Below are 17,356 nucleotides of genomic sequence, written 5' to 3' on the forward strand. Positions count from 1 at the left end.
ATGTCAACGCCTAATACTCCTCAGGCCTCGCCTCCCCGCGCCTTGCGCTGGGCGGTGGCCGGCTCGGTGGTCGTGATGATCGCCGCCGGTGGCTTGTTCTACTACGCCTCGAAAATGGCCGCCGCCAAGCGCCAGCACAACCACGACGAAGTGGTGGTCAACATCAACGCCCACAGCTGCGATCCGAACGAGCTGACGGTGCCCGCCGGCCGCGCCAGTTTCCGCATCGTCAACCGCTCCGAGCGGGCGGTGGAATGGGAAATCCTCGACGGCGTGCTGGTGATCGAAGAGCGCGAAAACATCGCCCCGGGCCTGAGCCAGGTGATCAACGCCAACCTGCAACCCGGCGACTACGCGATCACGTGCGGTCTGCTGAGCAATCCGCGTGGCGTGTTGCACGTAACGCCGACCGCCGCCTCCGACGCTGCCGCCAAGGCCAAACCGTCGATGGTCGCTTTCGTCGGGCCTTTGTCGGAGTTCCGCGTGTATCTGGCGACTCAGGGCAGCGCGCTGATCAAAGCCGTGACCGCGCTGAATCAGGCAATTGCCAGCGGCGACCTGGCTCAGGCACAAGCGCTGTACCTGCCGGCGCGTGCGGCTTATCAGCGTCTGGCCCCTGCCGCGCAACGGCTGGCGGAGCTGGACAACAGCATCAATGCCCGCGCCGATTACTTCGAAAAACGTGAGCAGGATCCGGCGTTCGTCGGCTTCCACCGGGTCGAATATGCGCTGTTCCAGCAACGCAGCCTCGACGGCTTGAACCCGGTCGCCGAGCGCCTGCTGGCCGACGTCACCACGCTCAAACAGCAACTGCTGGCCCAATCGCTGCCGCCGGAGCAATTGGTGAGCATCGTGGTGCGCAACCTCAACACCCTGGCCGACGTGCGCGCCGCCAGCGGTGAAGAGGAACGCTACAGCCACGCCGATCTCAATGGCTTCGCCAGCAACCTTGAAACCGCACACAAAGTGGTCGAGCTGCTGCGGCCGATGCTGAGCAAGTCGGCGCCGGAGCTGCTGCCGAAAATCGACGCGGCGCTGAGTGATTTCGACAGCGTACTGAACAGCTTCAAGGCCAAGGACGGCTACGCCACTTACGACACGGTCAGTGGCGCACAACGCAAACAGATCGCCGACAAGGCTCAGGCCCTGGCTGACGCTCTGGATGGCATCGATCCCGCCCTCGGCCTCTCCGGCCTGTAAGCAGAAGACGAATACCGATGAAAGATTTGCAAAACCTCGATCTGCAACGTCGCCGCCTGCTGATGGGCATGGGTGTCGCCGGCGTCGCCCTGGCCGGATCGGCCCTGAGTTGCCCGGCGATGGCTGCATCCCCGGCGCAAGTCACCGAAGCGCCGAGCAGCGACAAGACCGAAGACCGCCACGATTTCCACGGTGTGCACCAGACCGGGATCGTCACCCCGCGCCCGGCGTCCGGCATGCTGGTTTCGTTCGACGTACTGGCCAGCGATCGCCAAGACCTTGAGCGGCTGTTCCGCACCCTCAACGAGCGCATCGCGTTCCTGATGAAGGGCGGCCCGGTGGCACAGGTCGATCCGAAACTGCCACCGCCGGATTCCGGCATCCTTGGCCCGATCGTGACCCCGGACAACCTGACCATCACCGTCTCGGTCGGCGAATCGCTGTTCGACGAACGCTTCGGTCTGGCCGCCGCCAAACCGAAGCGCCTGCAACGCATGGTCGGCTTCCCCAACGATGCGCTGGAGGCCGAGTGCTGCCACGGCGACTTGAGTCTGCAGTTCTGCTCGAACACCGCCGACACCAACATTCACGCCCTGCGCGACATCGTCAAAAACCTGCCGGATCTGCTGCTGGTGCGCTGGAAACAGGAAGGCAGCGTGCCGCCGCAAGCCCCGGTCAAACCGGGGGTGCCGGCGCAATCGGCGCGTAACTTCCTCGGTTTCCGTGACGGCTCGGCCAACCCCGACTCCAACGATGCCAAGGCGATGGACCAGATTGTCTGGGTGCAACCGGGCAGCGATGAGCCGGCCTGGGCGACCCACGGCAGCTATCAAGCGGTGCGGATCATCCGTAACTTCGTCGAGCGCTGGGACCGGACGCCGTTGCAGGAACAGGAAAGCATCATCGGTCGGGTCAAGACCACGGGCGCGCCGATGGGCGCCCACCATGAAACCGAGGTCCCGGATTACAGCAAAGACCCGCAAGGCAAGCTGACCAAGCTCGACGCGCACATTCGCCTGGCCAACCCGCGCACCGCCGCGAGCCAGGCCAACCTGATCCTGCGTCGGCCGTTCAACTACTCCAACGGCGTGAACAAGAACGGCCAGCTCGACATGGGCCTGCTGTTCATTTGCTACCAGGCCGATCTGGAAAAAGGCTTCATCACCGTGCAGACCCGGCTCAACGGCGAGCCGCTTGAGGAGTACCTCAAACCGGTCGGCGGCGGTTACTTCTTCACCCTTCCGGGTGTCACCGGCGACAAGGACTTCATCGGTCGCTCGCTGCTTGACGCCACCCAACCCAAAACAGCTGCCTAACCATAAAAAACCTCGGAGCCGCTCCATGAAAAAGTCGCCACTCGCGTTATTGCTGACCCTCGGTTTGCTCAACACCCCGCTGTCGGCGTTCGCCGCAACAGCGCCGCTGGATCTGGTCGGCCCGGTGTCGGACTACAAGATCTACGTCTCCGAGCAACTGGATGAACTGGGCAGCCACACCAAGCAGTTCACCGATGCGGTGAAGAAAGGCGATCTGCCCACCGCGCAAAAGTTCTACGCGCCGACCCGCGTCTACTACGAGTCGATCGAACCGATTGCCGAGCTGTTCAGTGACCTTGATGCGTCCATCGACTCGCGCGTCGACGACCACGAAAAAGGCGTGAAGGCTGAAGATTTCACCGGTTTCCATCGCCTCGAATATTCGCTGTTCTCGGAGAAGAGCACCGAAGGCCTGACGGCGCTGGCTGACAAGCTGGACAGCGACGTGAAAGACCTGCAGACCCGCGTCGCCGGCCTGACCTTCCCGCCGGAGAAAGTCGTCGGCGGTGCGGCCGCGCTGTTGGAGGAAGTGGCCGCGACCAAGATCTCCGGTGAAGAAGATCGCTACAGCCACACCGACCTGTACGATTTCCAGGGCAACATCGACGGCGCTAAGAAGATCGTCGACCTGTTCCGTCCGCAGATCGAAAAGCAGGACAAGGCGTTCGTTGCCAAAGTCGACAAGAACTTTGCCACCGTCGACAAGATCCTCGCCAAGTACAAGACCAAGGACGGTGGTTTCGAGACGTATGACAAGGTGAAGGACAACGATCGCAAGGCACTGGTCGGGCCGGTCAATACGTTGGCGGAAGACCTGTCCACGTTGCGTGGCAAGTTGGGTCTTAACTGACGGATCTGAGTCGCCAGTAAAAAAGATCGCAGCCTTCGGCAGCTCCTACAGGGTGTTCACATACCCAATGTAGGAGCTGCCGGAGGCTGCGATCTTTTGCTTTTAACGGTTACAAAATCCGGTACAGCAACCGCTCAATCCGCACCCGGCTCACCCGCTTGAGAAACTTCGCCACTCCCGCCGGATACTCCGGCAGAGTCTCAAGGTTCTGGAAGCTGGCAATCCGTGTGGTGTTGCGGAAGATCTCTGCCTGCTCCTTCGCCCGTGGCTCAAGCCACTCGCCTTGCGGATCATCGATCAGCAGCGCGTTTTCCAGGTCGAGACGAAACGCCCGCGGGTTGAGGTTGTTGCCGGTCAGCAGCGTATAGCGCTGATCCACCCACATGCCCTTGAGGTGGTAACTGTTGTCGCCGTCACGCCACAGGTGCAGGTTCAACTGGCCGCTGTCGATGTTGCGCTGATGACGCTTGGCGAAGCGGCGCAGGCTGATTTCGTACAGGTACGGCAGCGCCGCAATCACCTTGAACGGCTCGCTCGGCGGAATGTAGAAATCGTTGGCGGTTTTGTCGCCGACCACGATGTCGATCTTCACCCCACGGGCCAGCGCGCGGTTGATCTCGCGGATGATCGGCAGCGGCAGATTGAAGTACGGGGTGCAAATCGTCAGTTGCTGTTGCGCACTGGCGATCAGCTCGACAATCACCCGGTTCAACGGGTTGTTCTTGCCCACGCCCAGCAGCGGACTCACCGACAGGCCGCTATGCGCTGTACTGCCGGCGCTGGTGTCGTACGCCGCGTATTTGAGACGGCTGCGCAGGTCGCCGATGTCGTTGCGCAGGCTGCGGGTAGTTGGCAGGTTCGGCAGGTCGAGGCGATGCACAGCCTTGGATTCGATCAGACCGTGCTTGACCAGATGGTGCATCGAGTCTGCCAGTTCGCGGCTGTGCAGTACGTGGTAGCGGTCGAAACGGTACTTGTCGAACTTGTGCAGGTAGACGTTGTTCAGGCTCGCACCGCTGTAAACCACACAGTCGTCGATCACGAAGCCTTTCAGGTGCAAGACGCCAAACAGTTCGCGGGTCTGCACCGGGACGCCGTAGACCGGCACTTCACTCTGATGCGTGCGGGTCATTTCCTGATACCACGCCGAGTTGCCCGGCTGCTTGCCGGCACCGATCAACCCGCGCTGGGCGCGCAGCCAGTCGACCACCACGACGATCTCCAGCTCCGGGCGCTTGAGCTTGGCGGCGTGCAAGGCATCGAGGATTTCCTGACCGGCCTCGTCGTGCTGCAGATACAGCGCAACGATGTAGATGCGCCGGGTCGCCTCGGCGATTTTCTCCAGCAGGCAACGACGGAACTCGGCGGCGCCGGACAGAATCGTCACGGCCTCGGCAGTCAGCGGAAAGCTGCGCAGTTTGGGCAGCAAAGAGCGTTTGAAAAGCAACGGCATAGGGCTCGCAATGGGTCGAATCCGAAGAACCCGAGAGCTTACACCATCAACCGGTTCGGGTCTTGTGAGTGTCTGTAAAGAGATCAAAAGATCGCAGCCTTCGGCAGCTCCAACAGGGATCAGTGTAGGAGCTGCCGAAGGCTGCGATCTTTTGATCTTAAAAATAGCTTGCGAAAGGAGAACGATCGTTCTACTGTTTGCCACATGAACGAAATCAATGACACCTCAACCCGCGACATCATTCTGGATGTCACCGAAAAGTTGATCTACAAAAGTGGCATTGCAGCCACCGGCATGGATCTTCTGGTGAAAACCGCCGGCGTCTCCAGAAAAAGCATTTACCGCTACTTCGCCAACAAGGAGGAGCTGACCGTCGCCGCCCTGCAACGCCGCGACGTGCGCTGGATGCACTGGTACCGCAGCGCTGTCGATCAGGCCGAAACCCCGGCCGACCGCCTGCTGAACCTGTTTACCGTGCTCAAAGGCTGGTTCGCCTCGGAAGGCTTCCGCGGCTGCGCCTTCATCAATACCAGTGGCGAGACCGGTGACCCCGAAGACCCGGTGCGCCAGGTCGCCAAAGACCACAAACAGAAGCTGCTCGACTACCTGTGCGAGCTGTGTACCGAACATGGCGTCGAAGATCCGCAACGTCTGGCCAGGCAGTTGCTGATCCTGATTGACGGCGCCATTACCGTAGCGCTTGTGATGGGTGATCACAGTGCCGCTGATAATGCGCAATGCATGGCGCGTAAGTTATTGGACCTGTAACGCCTTAAATAAGCCTGAACCGTTGTTTAATCGTTTATTAGATCGGGAGACTGACAATGTCGACTGCTGCCCAAGTGCGTCCGCCTTTACCGCCGTTCAACCATGAATCGGCCATCGAAAAAGTTCGACTGGCCGAAGATGGCTGGAACTCCCGCGACCCCGAGAAGGTGTCGCTGGCCTACACACTCGACACGAAATGGCGCAACCGCGCCGAGTTCGCCAACAACCGTGAAGAAGCCAAGGCGTTCCTGACCCGTAAATGGGCCAAGGAACTCGATTATCGCCTGATCAAGGAACTCTGGGCCTATTCGGATACGCGGATTGCCGTGCGCTACGCCTATGAATGGCGCGACGATTCGGGCAACTGGTTCCGTTCCTACGGCAATGAAAACTGGGAGTTCGATGAGCACGGCCTGATGTTCCAGCGCTATGCCTGCATCAACGACATGCCGATCAAGGAAAGTGAACGCAAGTTCCATTGGCCGCTGGGTCGGCGTCCGGATGATCATCCGGGGCTCTCCGATCTCGGTCTCTGAGTTCATGTAGATCGAAAATGTGGGAGCGAGCTTGCTCGCGAAGGCGTTGTGTCAGTCAATACTCATGTAACTGACAAACCGCTTTCGCGAGCAAGCTCGCTCCCACATTGGTTTTGTAGTGGTCAGGCGACGGCGGCAGTCTTTTCAGCCTCCAGTTCGCGCACCAACGGCAACACACGCTTGCCGAAATACTCCACCTCCTCCTGAAAGTGCAGAAACCCCGCCAACACCAGATCCACCCCCACCGCTTTCAGCGCCACAATCCGCTCGGCAATCTGCTGTGGCGTGCCGACCAGGTTGGTCTTGAAGCCATCGTTGTATTGCACCAGATCCTCGAACGTCGATTTCGCCCAGTTGCCCTCACCTTCCGGCGACGCCCTGCCCGCCTGCTTCGCCGCGTCACCGAAAGCATTCACCGCTTCCGGGTCGGCCTGGTCGATGATCTGCGCCAGTACAGCTCGGGCCTCTTCTTCGGTGTCGCGGGCGATGACAAAAGCGTTGACGCCGATTTTCACCGAATGATTGTTTGCCGCCGCTTTGGCCCGGATGTCATCGACCTGCGCCTTGATCCCTTCGACGCTGTTGCCGTTGGTGAAATACCAGTCCGAAACCCGCGCCGCCATGTCCCTTGCCGCACGGGAACTGCCACCCTGGAAGATTTCCGGGCGGCCCAGCGGTTTCGGTTTGAGGCTGTAATTGTCGAAACGGTAGAAGTCGCCGCGAAAAGTGAAGTTGTCCTGGCTCCAGATCCCGCGCAGCGAGCGGATGAATTCCTCGGAACGCCGGTAGCGCTCGTCGTGTTCCAGCCAATGTTCGCCGATGGCCTGGAATTCGCCCTTGAACCAACCGCTGACGATATTGACCGCAATCCGGCCGTTGGTGAGTTGATCGATGGTCGCCAGTTGCTTGGCTGCCAGCGCCGGTTGCCAAGGCCCCGGCAGAATCGCCGCGATCACCTTGAGCCTGGTGGTAGCTGCCAGCAGCGCATGACTGAACGCCACCGATTCATGCTGGAACTCGGCACCGTAACCGGCGGTAAAGCGGATCTGCGTCAGGGCATACTCGAACCCCGCCGCTTCGGCGAGTTGCGCCAGTTTGCGGTTGTAGTCGATGCCCCAGTCGGTGCGCTGCTCGATCTTGCTGACCACCAGGCCGCCACTGACGTTCGGCACCCAGTAGGCGAATTTCACGGCTTGCTTGCTCATTGGCGTGTCCTCGGGATATTTGCGGAGATGTGGGGGATAGAGCAGCAAGCGTGCCAGGGTTGAAATGCCCGGTTTTGTTGGGCTTGGGGCTGATGGTGTTGCATTCTTGGAGGGTAATTTGTCGTCGAGGTGTTGGGTAGGCAACAGTTGAATAGCCTTTGCCTGTGCAGGCCGCGTCGCTGGCAAGCCAGCTCCCACAGGTTTTCGGTCTGTTCTCAACATTTGTGATCGCTGAAGATCCCTGTGGGAGCTGGCTTGCCAGCGATGCGGCCATACGGGTCGCCGCAACAGTTGGATACAGGTAACATGTCAGCCCTTCCCCGCAGCCCTTCTGCGCCCTGCCGAATAAGCCGATTCCATGCCTTTCGAACTCAGCGTTGACCTCACCACCCTGGCCATCCTGGCTTTCGTCGCTTTCATTGCCGGTTTCATCGACGCCATCGCTGGCGGCGGTGGTCTGCTGACCACGCCCGCGCTGCTGACGGCCGGCCTGCCGCCACACCTGGTGTTAGGCACCAACAAACTCAGTTCGACTTTCGGCTCGGCCACCGCCAGCTTCACCTTCTACCGGCGCAAACTGTTCCACCCCCGGCAATGGATGCACGCGATCGTCGGTACCCTGGTCGGGGCGTTGACCGGCGCGATTGTTGCCCATTACCTGCCAGCGGAATGGCTGAACAAGATGCTGCCGGTGATCGTCTTCGCCTGCGGCCTGTATCTGTTGTTCGGCGGAACGCCAAAAGCGCCGCTGGACAGCGACGCACCCATCAAGAAGAAATGGCAATCGAGCCAAGGCTTCAGCCTCGGTTTCTACGACGGCGTGGCCGGCCCCGGCACGGGCGCGTTCTGGACCGTCAGCAGCCTGCTGCTCTACCCCATCGACCTGGTCAAGGCCAGCGGTGTAGCGCGCAGCATGAACTTCGTCAGCAACATTGCGGCGCTGTCGGTGTTCATGTTCTCCGGGCAGGTGGACTGGATCATCGGCCTGAGCATGGGCCTGTCGGTGATGGTCGGCGCATTCTTCGGGGCGCGCACCGCGATCAGCGGCGGCGCCAAGTTCATTCGTCCGGTGTTCATCACCGTGGTGCTGGGGCTTACTGTGCGCCTAGCCTGGCAGCACTGGTTCAGCGTGGCCTAAACGGCGCGCCACGTAGACGTCGATCAGGTAACGGGCAATCGATTTTGACGCCGGCAACGGCGGCAGATCGTGCACGTTGAACCACTGGGCGTCTTCGATTTCGTCTTCCTGGCAAACGATCTCGCCACCGGCATATTCGGCATGGAAGCCCAGCATCATCGAGTGCGGGAACGGCCAGCACTGACTGCCCATGTACTGGATGTTCTTCACCTCGATGCTGACTTCCTCGCGCACCTCGCGAATCAGACAATCCTCGGCCGATTCGCCCGGCTCGGCAAACCCGGCCAGCGTGCTGTAGACCCCGGTGACGAAACGCGGTGAGCGCGCCAGCAGGATCTCGTCACCGCGGGTGACCAGCACGATCATGCTCGGTGAAATGCGCGGGTAACTGCGCAATTCACACGGCTGGCAATACATGGCCCGCTCCCGTGGCACCTGGGTCATGGCCTGACCGCAATTGCCGCAAAAGCGATGTTCGCGCGCCCAGGTGCCGATCTGCGCGGCATAACCCAACACCTTGTAGACGGTGTGATCGCCATCGAGCATGAACGCCCGCAGCCCCTTCCAGTTGCAGCCCGGCACTTCGCTGTGACTGTGCAGCTCCAGCAGATACACCGGCTCGCCATCAAGATGGCCGATGCCATGCTCGGCGAGGATCGACAAGTCCTGACGCTTGAGCCATTCCCGGGGGAACAGCGCGCCGTTGTCATCGAACAGAAAGCCTTCGGGGCTGCGCGCCACGGCCCAGCCGCCGGGTTGATCGGTGTCCAGTACTGCAGTGGTCCAGCGAGCTGTCATGGTTTCTCAATCCAGAAATTCAGGTTTCTGTTTACTCATATGGGCGGCCATGGCCACGCGCAAGTCGGTGGATTGCAACATGGCGGCGTTCCAGGTGGCAACGTATTCGAGACCGTCGTCAATGCGGTGGTCACGCATGTAGCTGATCATTTCCTTGGTGCCGGTGACCGCGATGGGCGATTTGCGGGCGATCTCGCGAGCAATGTCCATCACGCCTTCGAGCAGCAGTTCCTTGTCACTGTACACGCGATTGACCAGGCCAATGCTGCGCGCTTCCTCGGCGCCAAAGGTGCGACCGGTATAAGCCAGTTCACGCAGCATGCCGTCGCCGATGATCCGTGGCAACCGTTGCAAAGTGCCAACATCGGCGGCCATGCCGATATCGATTTCCTTGATCGAGAACTGCGCATCTTCCGCAGCGTAACGCATGTCGCAGGCGGCGATCAGGTCGATGGCACCACCGAGGCAATAGCCTTGAATCGCCGCCAGCACCGGTTTGCGGCAATTATCGACGGCGTTGAACGAGGCTTGCAGGGTCAGGATCTTGCGCCGCAGCAGACGCGCGTTACGGCCGACGTCCTTGCCCAGCTCATTGGCGACGCCAGCGAGCATCATCAGGTCGATGCCGGAGGAAAAGTGTTTGCCGTTGCCGCTGAGCACCACCACTCGCACTTCGTCGGTGTCATCGATCCACTGGAAAATCTCGACGATCTCGCTCCAGAACGCGGCATTCATCGAGTTGATCTTCTCCGGGCGATTGATCTGCACATGCGCGATGTTGTCGGCCAGTTCGACGCTGGAGGCGGTGTATTGAGTCATGGCAGTGATCCTTTACCGGGCAGAAAATGAGGCCCGAACTATAACAAGGCATCACGATGGCGGTTCGGCCAAATGCGGGACTGACTTCCACAAAGAATTTTGCCGCGCTCCAGTCCGTGTAGGAGCTGCCGAAGGCTGCGATCTTTTGACTTTGAAGATCAAAAGGTCGCAGCCTGCGGCAGCTCCTACAGGCTTTGTATCGATGCAAAAATGTGGGAGCCAGCCTGCTGGCGATGAGGCCGCCCCGATCTAACCGCCCTTCACCGCCACATACGCCGCCGTCTCATAAGGCACCGTCAGCACATGCCGCCCACGCAACGCCGGCTCCGAGGCAATCAGCGCGCGAATCTGCTCATCGACCTTGTCCCGCTGCGCCTGCGGCAACGCGGCAATGAAACTGGTGGAGCGCACCCGATTGAAAATCACGTCCTCCGGCGAGCCGGTATGTCCATGGTGGAACTGCTGCAAGTGCAACGGCCCGAACGCCGGATGCGGAAACACCTGACGCCATTGGCCGGTGTAGTAACGCGGCGTGTCCCCTTCCAGCGCGTTAACGATGGCATCGAGTTTCGGTACCCAACTGACTTGCGTGTCGCGCAGGTTCCAGATCAGGCCAAGCTTGCCGCCGGGCTTGAGCACCCGAGCGATTTCGCTCAAGGCCTCGGGCGTGGCGAACCAGTGAAACGCCTGCGCGCAGACCACTGCATCCACCGACGCATCCGGCAGTGGCAGATCGGTCGCCGTACCGCTCACCGCCAGCACCTGCGGCCAGGCGGCGGAAAGTTTTTCCAGCATCTGCGCCACCGGCTCCACGGCGATTACCTGTGCGTCAGTCGCCACCAGCCGGCCGGTGAACTTGCCGGTACCGGCACCCAGATCGATGACCGTCTTGTGACTGTCCAGACCCAACGTCTGGGTCAACCACTGGCTGACCTGCGGCGGGTAGTCCGGGCGCCCCTTGATGTAGGTGTCGGCGGCAGTCTTGTAGCCGGCAGCAGCGGAGTGATGGACCTGATCGTTCATGGCAGTTCCTCGTATGGCAGCGCGGAGGCATCGTCAGGCGCTGGATGGACGGCTGGCGTTCTTGAGCATAACGCCACAATTTGCGCTTACCTTGAACAGAGCCTGACAAAGCAATGAATAAAATGCCGTGCTGTGGTGTTCAAAGTGAAACATAACCCTCTGTGGAGCCTTGCCCATGACTATCCGTTCCGTTATGTTCGCCGCCCCGTTGCTGCTGGTGACCGCGTTGTCTGCATCGATGGCGTTTGCCAACGGTGATGAAAGTGCGCCCGTGCAGAAACCCAATTGCCCCAAAGGCCAGGTCTGGGACAGCCAATCGCAGAAATGCGTGATGCAGACTAGCCGTGCCGTGCCGGATGCCGACCGTACCGATTACGCCTACAGGCTGGCCAAGGACGGTCGATACGAAGAAGCCCTGGCCCTGCTCGACACCCTCAAACAACCGAACACTGCCAAAGCCCTCAACTATCGCGGTTACGCCACGCGAAAACTCGGGCGTACCGATGAAGGCATCGGCTATTACCTGCAATCGGTGAAACTCGATCCGCAGTACGCGCAAGTGCGTGAATACCTCGGCGAAGCCTATGTAATCAAGGGCCGCGTCGACCTGGCGCAGGAACAGTTGCAGCAGATCAAATCGATTTGCGGAACCTCTTGCGAGGAATACCAGGACCTGGCTGAAGCCATCAACGATTCATCGAAAACCTGAAACAGATAAAGGAACGCCACCATCGTCAGCGATCAGGCATTCAGAGCAGAACTCGGACAGCATCTGGCGCGACTGTGGCGCTACGGCCTGCTGCTGTCGCGCAATCGGCACGTGGCCGAGGATCTGGTGCAGGCCACGTGCGTGCGGGCGCTGGAACGTGCCGACCAATACGTGGCTGGCACGCGCATGGATCGCTGGCTGCTGAGCATCCTGCATTCGATCTGGCTCAATGAAGTGCGCGCCCGCCGGGTGCGTCAGGGGGCGGGCCAGGTCGATGCCGACGGGCAACTGGCCTTCGACGGCGAATACGCCGCACAAACCCACGTCATGGCGGCGCAGGTGATTCGCCGGGTCGATGCGTTGCCGGAAACCCAGCGCGAAACCGTGTACCTGGCTTACGTCGAAGGCCTGTCCTACCGCGAAGTTGCCGAGATCCTGCAAGTGCCGATCGGTACGGTGATGAGTCGTCTGGCCACCGCGCGGCTGAAACTGGCCGAATACCCGCCGCTGCAAGCCGTGCCGAAAACCACCGGAGGTGACCGCCCATGAACAAGCCCTCCGACGAACAACTGGTGGCCTACCTTGATGATGAGCTGGACCCGGCGTATCGCAAGCAGCTCGACAGCGCAATTGCCGACGACCCGTTGCTCAGCCTGCGCGTGCAATGGTTCGAGCGCAGCAGTCTGCCGTACAAGGATGCCTATGACGAACTGGCGCAACAGGCGCCGCTGGAGCGTTTGCAGGCGCGCCTCGATGCCATCCCCGCTCCCCAGCGGCCGGGCTTGAGTCGACGCTGGTTTATCGGTGCGGCTGCCGCGAGTCTGCTGGCGGGCGGCGTATTGGCCGATCGCCTGTTTCTCGCCTGGCAGTCACGGCAGGCGCATAACTGGCGCGCCTTGGTGGGCGACTATATGGCGCTGTATGTGCCGCAGACGCTTGATCATTTGCCGGGCGACGAAGCCAGCCAGCGCGTGCAACTGCGTGCGGTGAATGCACGATTGGGGCTGAGTCTGTCGCCGGCACTGGTGAGGTTGCCGGGCGCGGAACTCAAACGTGCACAAATGCTCGAGTACGACGGCGTACCGATTGCGCAACTGACCTATCTGGACGCCCGGCATGGGCCGCTGGCCTTGTGCGTGACCCGCTCCAATAGCGGCAGCCGGCCACTGGCGCACGAACGGCGCCATGAAATGAACGTGGTGTACTGGACCGAAGGCGAGCATGCGTGGATGTTGATCGGGCGCAACCCGGCGCCGGAACTGGAAGATCTGGCCAGGCGCCTGATCGAACGGTTGAGCGCATGAGTGCCGCTGCCATTATGCTGAGCGCGTGATTATCCAAGGAGGAACCACCGATGCAGATTTCACCCCGCAGCGCCCTGCTGGTCATTGACGTGCAGAACGACTTCACCCCGGGCGGCCAGTTGGCCGTACCCGAGGGCGATCTGATCGTGCCGCTGATCAATCGCCTCAGCGGCCTGTTCAAACAAGTGATCATTGCCCAGGACTGGCACCCGAGCGGCCACGCCTCGTTTGCCTCGAGTCACCCCGGGCGCAAGCCTTACGATGTGATCCAGTTGCCCTACGGCGAGCAGGTCCTCTGGCCGGATCACTGCGTGCAAGGCACCGTCGGCGCCCAATTTCACTGCGAGCTGAAGCTGCCCCACGCGCAACTGATCATCCGCAAGGGCTGCAACCCGGACATCGACAGCTATTCGGCGTTTGTCGAGGCGGACCGGCGCACCACCACCGGTTTGGCCGGATACCTGAAAGAACGCGGTATCGACACGGTGTACATGGTCGGTCTGGCGCTGGATTTCTGTGTGATGTTCTCGGCGCTGGACGCGCGGGCGGCGGGGTTCAATACGTTTGTGGTGCTGGATGCCTGTCGCGCGATTGATATGGAGGGCTCACTGGCGACGGCCATGGAGCGGATGCAAACGGCCGGCGTTGGCCTGATCCAGTCAAACCAACTCATCTGACCCTGTAGGAGCTGCGGCACGCTGCGATCTTTTGATTCTGATTTCAAGAACAAGATCAAAAGATCACAGCCTCGTTTCACTCGACAGCTCCTACAGTGGGTTGATGCTCAGCTTGCAGTGGGCAACCACAACCTGAACCGCGCCCCACCCAACGGCGAGCTTTCCACCGTCAGCGTTCCGCCCTGCGCCTCCAGCGCCCGGCGGCTGATGGCCAGGCCCAGACCAAAACCACCGGTAGCGCGGTCGCGGCTGCGATCCAGGCGATAGAACGGTTCGAAAATCCGCTCGCGCTCGTCATCCGGGATACCAATCCCATCATCGTCGACCCAGATCCCGCAGCCATCAGGGCTGACCTGCACGCCAATCTGGATACGCTTCTCGCAATAGCGCATGGCATTGCGCAGCAGGTTCTGGATCGCTCGGGCGGTCAGACGCGGATCCAGCGAAAAGCGTTCGAGCTGACCATGCAGCAGCACATCAATGACGATGTCCGGTGATTCCAGCTCTTCATCGACGCTGCCCAGAATGCTGTCGATGAACTCATCCAGCGAAACCTCAACCTGTTCCGGTAATTGCGCCGGATTCTGCAGGCGGCTGTAAGACAACAGTTCCAGCACCAACTCATCCAGTTCACGAATGTGCGCCACCAGCCCTTGCAGGCGCTCGCGACTGGTCGCCGGCAAATCATCGGACAGCGCCAGGGCCAGACCGAAATCCAGACGGGTCAGCGGCGTGCGCAATTCGTGAGACACCGCATTGAGCAGGTCGCGCTGCTGGTTGAGCAAATCCTCGATATCGCCGGCCATGGTGTCGAAGACATTGGCCAGGCTGCCGATGTTGGAGCTGGCGGGAATCTGCGTACGCTCGCTCAGGTGGCCTTTACCGAAGCGCTCGGCGGCACCCTTGAGACGCTCCAGATCACGCCAGTGCGGGCGAATCCACAACAGCAGGCAGGCGAGCATGGTCGCGCCGATCAGCACGTTGATGCTCCAGTACAACAGATTGACGTCCAGCGGATCCGGCGGCACCACCATTTGCACCGCGACATCGTCGTTCAGCGGGGTCACCGCCAACGTGCGCCAGCCCCAATCACCTATACGCACCACGTTTTCCCCACGGCGCAAACGCGCCTGCTCGGGGGCGGTGAAACCGGCGTCGTCGATGCGCGCCAGAACGATGTGCAGCGGCTGAAAGTCCTTGTCCATCGACTGCGCCAGCGCCGGCCATTGATCCTGCGGCACCGCGTGAAACTGGCGGGTAATCAGCGATTGCAGGCCCCGCGAATAGTCGAGGTTATAAGTGATAAAGCGCTCGCGGAACGCCATGATCACCAGATCCGGCACCAGATAGATTGCCGCGCTGTAGGAGACGATCGTCACCAGATACAGGCGAAACAGGATTCTGAACATCAGCTCAGCATTCCCATTCGGAACGGCTGAACAGATACCCCTTGCCCCATACGGTCTTGATCTTGCGCGCCTCGCCCGCGTGGTCGTCGAATTTGCGCCGCAGCTTGGAAATCGCCACGTCCACCGAACGATCGGTGCCGTTGAACTCGATGCCGCGCAGACGTTGCAGGATCTGATCGCGACTCAGCACTTCACCGGCATGCCGGGCCAGCACCACCAGCAAATTGTATTCGCCGCTGGACAGCTCCACCGGCTGCTCGCGCCAAGTCACAGTGCGCTCGGACAAATCGATGCACAGGTTGCCCATGACGATCCGGTCATTGACCGTCATCGGCTCACCAAGGCTGCTGCGGCGCAGCAAAGTACGCACCCGGGCCAGCAGAACCCGTGGCTCGCAGGGCTTGGTGACGTAATCGTCGGCGCCCATTTCCAGGCCCAGCACCTGATCGTGGCTGTCGTCGCGGGCGGTCAGCATCAGAATCGGCAGCGTCGCCGAATCGGCCCGCAGCAGACGGCAGACTTGCAGGCCGTCAAGCCCCGGCAGCATCAGGTCGAGAATGACCAGATCCGGCGGATTGATCCGTGCCCGTTCACGCACATGGTCGCCACGACCGATCACGCTGACGGAGTAACCGTTGCGCTCCAGGTAGCTGGAAATCAGTTCGGCGAGGGCGGTGTCGTCTTCGACCAGGAGGATGTTGGGCATGGGGGTGTTCCAGATATTGCTGTGGTGGATGTCAGACCCTCTTCGCGAGCAGGCTCGCGCCCACATCGATTTTGCGTCGTTCACAAAACCTGTGTGGGGGCGAGCCTGCTCGCGAAAGCGGTCCAACCGTCACAAAAGAATTCAAGGCGTAAAGGATATACGCCCTCACCCGTCCCTGAGTAAAACCCTTACACAATTTCACACAGCGCCTACAAAGCTTCACCGCTACCCTCGGCGTCTGGCCTTAGGATGCGGGCTTCAATATTGGGGGTGGTACATGTCGAAAAAACTTCTGGCCGGGCTCGGCCTGATCGCTGTTGCGTCGTTGCTGAGCGCCTGTGATTCATCTTCGAAGGCCGAAGAAGAAGCGCCGCCGGCCACCGTGCGTATCGAAACCATCGAAGCCCGCCCCCTGTCGATCAGCAGTGAACTGAGCGGGCGCATCGCTTCACCGCGCATCGCCGAAGTGCGGGCTCGGGTGGCTGGCGTGGTCCTGCAACGCACGTTCCGCGAAGGCAGCGACGTGAAAAAGGGCGACGTGCTGTTCCGCATCGACCCGGCACCGTTCAAGGCTGATCTGGACAGCGCCGAAGCCGCGCTGCGCAAGGCCGAGGCCAACGCCTTTCAGGCAAAGTTGCAAGAGCAGCGCTACGCGCAGTTGATCGACGACAAGGCCATCAGCGCTCAGGACTACGACAACGCCCGCGCCAATGCCCGGCAAACCGCCGCCGACGTGGCCGCCAATAAAGCCGCAGTAGAGCGTGCGAAGCTGAGCCTCGGCTACGCCACCGTCACCGCGCCGATTTCCGGCCGCGTCGGCCGCGCGCTGGTTACCGAAGGCGCGCTGGTCGGGCAGAACGAAACCACGCCACTGGCACTGATCCAGCAGCTCAACCCGATCTACGCCGACCTTACCCAGTCGACCCGTGAACTCAACGAACTGCGTCGCGCGTTCCGTTCCGGGCAGTTGCAGGCAGTCGGTCAGGATCAGGTCAAGGCCACGCTGATTCAGGATGACGGCAGTCTCTACCCGTTACCGGGCAAGTTGCTGTTCAGTGACATCACGGTCGATCCAGGCACTGGCCAGATCATCCTGCGCAGCGAGTTCCCCAATCCCGATCTCGACCTGTTGCCGGGCAGTTTCATTCGCGTACGCCTGCAACAAGCGACCGTGCAGAACGGCATCACCGTACCGCAACGTGCGGTGCAGCGTGACAGCGCAGGTATCGCTCAGGTGCTGACTGTCGACCAGCAGATGCGCGTGGCGCAGCAACCGGTGCAACTGGGCGCAGTGCAAAACGACCGCTGGATCGTCACCGGCGGCCTCAAGCCCGGCGACCGTATTGTCATCGAAGGCCTGCAACACGCCCGTCCCGGCGAAAAAGTGCAGATCGACGACACCCCTCTTCCCCTTGCCCAGACTTCTGGTCAGTAAGCAGGACGCT

18 protein-coding genes are annotated in these 17,356 nt (G+C 61.0%); 11 read left to right on the plus strand and 7 right to left on the minus strand.

Going from position 1 to position 17,356, the window contains the following annotated elements; all coding sequences use genetic code 11:
* The 3 genes from efeO (L6D63_RS03575) to efeO (L6D63_RS03585) are packed head-to-tail and all read left to right on the plus strand — an operon-like array spanning position 1 to position 3,366.
* Positions 1–1,200 carry an iron uptake system protein EfeO gene (gene efeO, locus L6D63_RS03575; protein WP_131670391.1) on the plus strand — a complete coding sequence of 400 codons (1,200 nt, stop codon included), beginning with the start codon at positions 1–3 and terminating at the stop codon, positions 1,198–1,200.
* 17 nt (positions 1,201–1,217) lie between these two features.
* On the plus strand, positions 1,218–2,516 hold the full coding sequence (efeB, locus tag L6D63_RS03580) for an iron uptake transporter deferrochelatase/peroxidase subunit (RefSeq protein ID WP_131670390.1): 1,299 nt from the start codon (positions 1,218–1,220) through the stop codon (positions 2,514–2,516).
* 25 nt (positions 2,517–2,541) lie between these two features.
* Positions 2,542–3,366: an iron uptake system protein EfeO gene (gene efeO, locus L6D63_RS03585; protein ID WP_131670389.1), complete on the plus strand. Its 825-nt coding sequence runs from the start codon at positions 2,542–2,544 to the stop codon at positions 3,364–3,366.
* Between the two features lie 109 nt (positions 3,367–3,475).
* On the opposite strand, the gene pssA is transcribed toward efeO (L6D63_RS03585), so the two are convergent.
* A complete protein-coding gene (pssA, locus tag L6D63_RS03590) occupies positions 3,476–4,819 on the minus strand; it encodes a CDP-diacylglycerol--serine O-phosphatidyltransferase (protein WP_047294318.1) in 1,344 nt (447 codons plus the stop codon).
* Positions 4,820–5,023: 204 nt separating this feature from the next.
* Here pssA and L6D63_RS03595 point away from each other — a divergent pair, with 204 nt between their 5' ends.
* Entirely contained in the window at positions 5,024–5,587 is a 564-nt protein-coding gene (locus tag L6D63_RS03595) for a TetR/AcrR family transcriptional regulator (protein WP_131670388.1), read from the plus strand.
* A gap of 56 nt (positions 5,588–5,643) precedes the next feature.
* Complete coding sequence (locus tag L6D63_RS03600) at positions 5,644–6,123, plus strand: nuclear transport factor 2 family protein (protein ID WP_047294316.1); 480 nt, start codon at positions 5,644–5,646, stop codon at positions 6,121–6,123.
* 122 nt (positions 6,124–6,245) lie between these two features.
* Here L6D63_RS03600 and sfnG read toward each other — a convergent pair whose 3' ends face one another.
* On the minus strand, positions 6,246–7,328 hold the full coding sequence (gene sfnG / locus L6D63_RS03605) for a dimethylsulfone monooxygenase SfnG (RefSeq protein WP_121185367.1): 1,083 nt from the start codon (positions 7,326–7,328) through the stop codon (positions 6,246–6,248).
* Positions 7,329–7,686: 358 nt separating this feature from the next.
* Here sfnG and L6D63_RS03610 point away from each other — a divergent pair, with 358 nt between their 5' ends.
* Positions 7,687–8,466 carry a TSUP family transporter gene (locus L6D63_RS03610; RefSeq protein ID WP_047294312.1) on the plus strand — a complete coding sequence of 260 codons (780 nt, stop codon included), beginning with the start codon at positions 7,687–7,689 and terminating at the stop codon, positions 8,464–8,466.
* Here the strand turns inward: L6D63_RS03610 and nudC are convergent.
* From nudC to L6D63_RS03625, 3 genes are all read right to left on the minus strand, one after another.
* Positions 8,434–9,264 (minus strand): NAD(+) diphosphatase, encoded by an 831-nt coding sequence (gene nudC, locus L6D63_RS03615; protein ID WP_131670387.1) that lies wholly within the window; start codon positions 9,262–9,264, stop codon positions 8,434–8,436. The genes L6D63_RS03610 and nudC overlap by 33 nt on opposite strands.
* Positions 9,265–9,270: 6 nt before the next feature.
* Entirely contained in the window at positions 9,271–10,083 is an 813-nt protein-coding gene (locus L6D63_RS03620; RefSeq protein ID WP_131670386.1) for a crotonase/enoyl-CoA hydratase family protein, read from the minus strand.
* Between the two features lie 249 nt (positions 10,084–10,332).
* Positions 10,333–11,106, minus strand: coding sequence for a class I SAM-dependent methyltransferase (locus L6D63_RS03625; RefSeq protein ID WP_095666616.1), 774 nt, complete (start codon positions 11,104–11,106; stop codon positions 10,333–10,335).
* Between the two features lie 175 nt (positions 11,107–11,281).
* Here L6D63_RS03625 and L6D63_RS03630 point away from each other — a divergent pair, with 175 nt between their 5' ends.
* The 4 genes from L6D63_RS03630 (at position 11,282) to pncA (ending at position 13,796) form a co-directional block, all read left to right on the plus strand.
* The gene (locus tag L6D63_RS03630) at positions 11,282–11,815 is read left to right on the plus strand and encodes a tetratricopeptide repeat protein (RefSeq protein WP_047294307.1); all 534 of its coding nucleotides are present in this window, start codon (positions 11,282–11,284) and stop codon (positions 11,813–11,815) included.
* Positions 11,816–11,905: 90 nt separating this feature from the next.
* Positions 11,906–12,364, plus strand: a complete 459-nt coding sequence (locus L6D63_RS03635) for a sigma-70 family RNA polymerase sigma factor (RefSeq protein WP_236170278.1) — start codon at positions 11,906–11,908, stop codon at positions 12,362–12,364.
* Positions 12,361–13,119 (plus strand): anti-sigma factor family protein, encoded by a 759-nt coding sequence (locus L6D63_RS03640; protein ID WP_131670384.1) that lies wholly within the window; start codon positions 12,361–12,363, stop codon positions 13,117–13,119. The genes L6D63_RS03635 and L6D63_RS03640 overlap by 4 nt, the downstream gene beginning before the upstream one ends.
* A gap of 50 nt (positions 13,120–13,169) precedes the next feature.
* Entirely contained in the window at positions 13,170–13,796 is a 627-nt protein-coding gene (gene pncA, locus L6D63_RS03645) for a bifunctional nicotinamidase/pyrazinamidase (RefSeq protein WP_121185359.1), read from the plus strand.
* Positions 13,797–13,903: 107 nt separating this feature from the next.
* On the opposite strand, the gene L6D63_RS03650 is transcribed toward pncA, so the two are convergent.
* Together L6D63_RS03650 and L6D63_RS03655 are read right to left on the minus strand one after the other, a co-directional pair.
* Positions 13,904–15,205, minus strand: a complete 1,302-nt coding sequence (locus tag L6D63_RS03650) for an ATP-binding protein (RefSeq protein WP_121185357.1) — start codon at positions 15,203–15,205, stop codon at positions 13,904–13,906.
* A gap of 4 nt (positions 15,206–15,209) precedes the next feature.
* Entirely contained in the window at positions 15,210–15,911 is a 702-nt protein-coding gene (locus L6D63_RS03655) for a response regulator (protein ID WP_003224662.1), read from the minus strand.
* Positions 15,912–16,188: 277 nt separating this feature from the next.
* On the opposite strand from L6D63_RS03655, the gene L6D63_RS03660 reads away from it, so the two are divergent.
* Positions 16,189–17,346, plus strand: coding sequence for an efflux RND transporter periplasmic adaptor subunit (locus tag L6D63_RS03660; RefSeq protein ID WP_047294300.1), 1,158 nt, complete (start codon positions 16,189–16,191; stop codon positions 17,344–17,346).
* Positions 17,347–17,356 lie beyond the last annotated feature (10 nt).

The organism is Pseudomonas parakoreensis, assembly GCF_021602155.1.
Lineage (GTDB): Bacteria > Pseudomonadota > Gammaproteobacteria > Pseudomonadales > Pseudomonadaceae > Aquipseudomonas > Aquipseudomonas parakoreensis.

Coding starts and splice junctions, on each gene's coding strand:
- efeO (WP_131670391.1), top strand. CDS start 1: ATGTCAACGCCTAATACTCCTCAGGCCTCGCCTCCCCGCGCCTTGCGC.
- efeB (WP_131670390.1), top strand. CDS start 1,218: ATGAAAGATTTGCAAAACCTCGATCTGCAACGTCGCCGCCTGCTGATG.
- efeO (WP_131670389.1), top strand. CDS start 2,542: ATGAAAAAGTCGCCACTCGCGTTATTGCTGACCCTCGGTTTGCTCAAC.
- pssA (WP_047294318.1), bottom strand. CDS start 4,819: ATGCCGTTGCTTTTCAAACGCTCTTTGCTGCCCAAACTGCGCAGCTTT.
- L6D63_RS03595 (WP_131670388.1), top strand. CDS start 5,024: ATGAACGAAATCAATGACACCTCAACCCGCGACATCATTCTGGATGTC.
- L6D63_RS03600 (WP_047294316.1), top strand. CDS start 5,644: ATGTCGACTGCTGCCCAAGTGCGTCCGCCTTTACCGCCGTTCAACCAT.
- sfnG (WP_121185367.1), bottom strand. CDS start 7,328: ATGAGCAAGCAAGCCGTGAAATTCGCCTACTGGGTGCCGAACGTCAGT.
- L6D63_RS03610 (WP_047294312.1), top strand. CDS start 7,687: ATGCCTTTCGAACTCAGCGTTGACCTCACCACCCTGGCCATCCTGGCT.
- nudC (WP_131670387.1), bottom strand. CDS start 9,264: ATGACAGCTCGCTGGACCACTGCAGTACTGGACACCGATCAACCCGGC.
- L6D63_RS03620 (WP_131670386.1), bottom strand. CDS start 10,083: ATGACTCAATACACCGCCTCCAGCGTCGAACTGGCCGACAACATCGCG.
- L6D63_RS03625 (WP_095666616.1), bottom strand. CDS start 11,106: ATGAACGATCAGGTCCATCACTCCGCTGCTGCCGGCTACAAGACTGCC.
- L6D63_RS03630 (WP_047294307.1), top strand. CDS start 11,282: ATGACTATCCGTTCCGTTATGTTCGCCGCCCCGTTGCTGCTGGTGACC.
- L6D63_RS03640 (WP_131670384.1), top strand. CDS start 12,361: ATGAACAAGCCCTCCGACGAACAACTGGTGGCCTACCTTGATGATGAG.
- pncA (WP_121185359.1), top strand. CDS start 13,170: ATGCAGATTTCACCCCGCAGCGCCCTGCTGGTCATTGACGTGCAGAAC.
- L6D63_RS03650 (WP_121185357.1), bottom strand. CDS start 15,205: ATGTTCAGAATCCTGTTTCGCCTGTATCTGGTGACGATCGTCTCCTAC.
- L6D63_RS03655 (WP_003224662.1), bottom strand. CDS start 15,911: ATGCCCAACATCCTCCTGGTCGAAGACGACACCGCCCTCGCCGAACTG.
- L6D63_RS03660 (WP_047294300.1), top strand. CDS start 16,189: ATGTCGAAAAAACTTCTGGCCGGGCTCGGCCTGATCGCTGTTGCGTCG.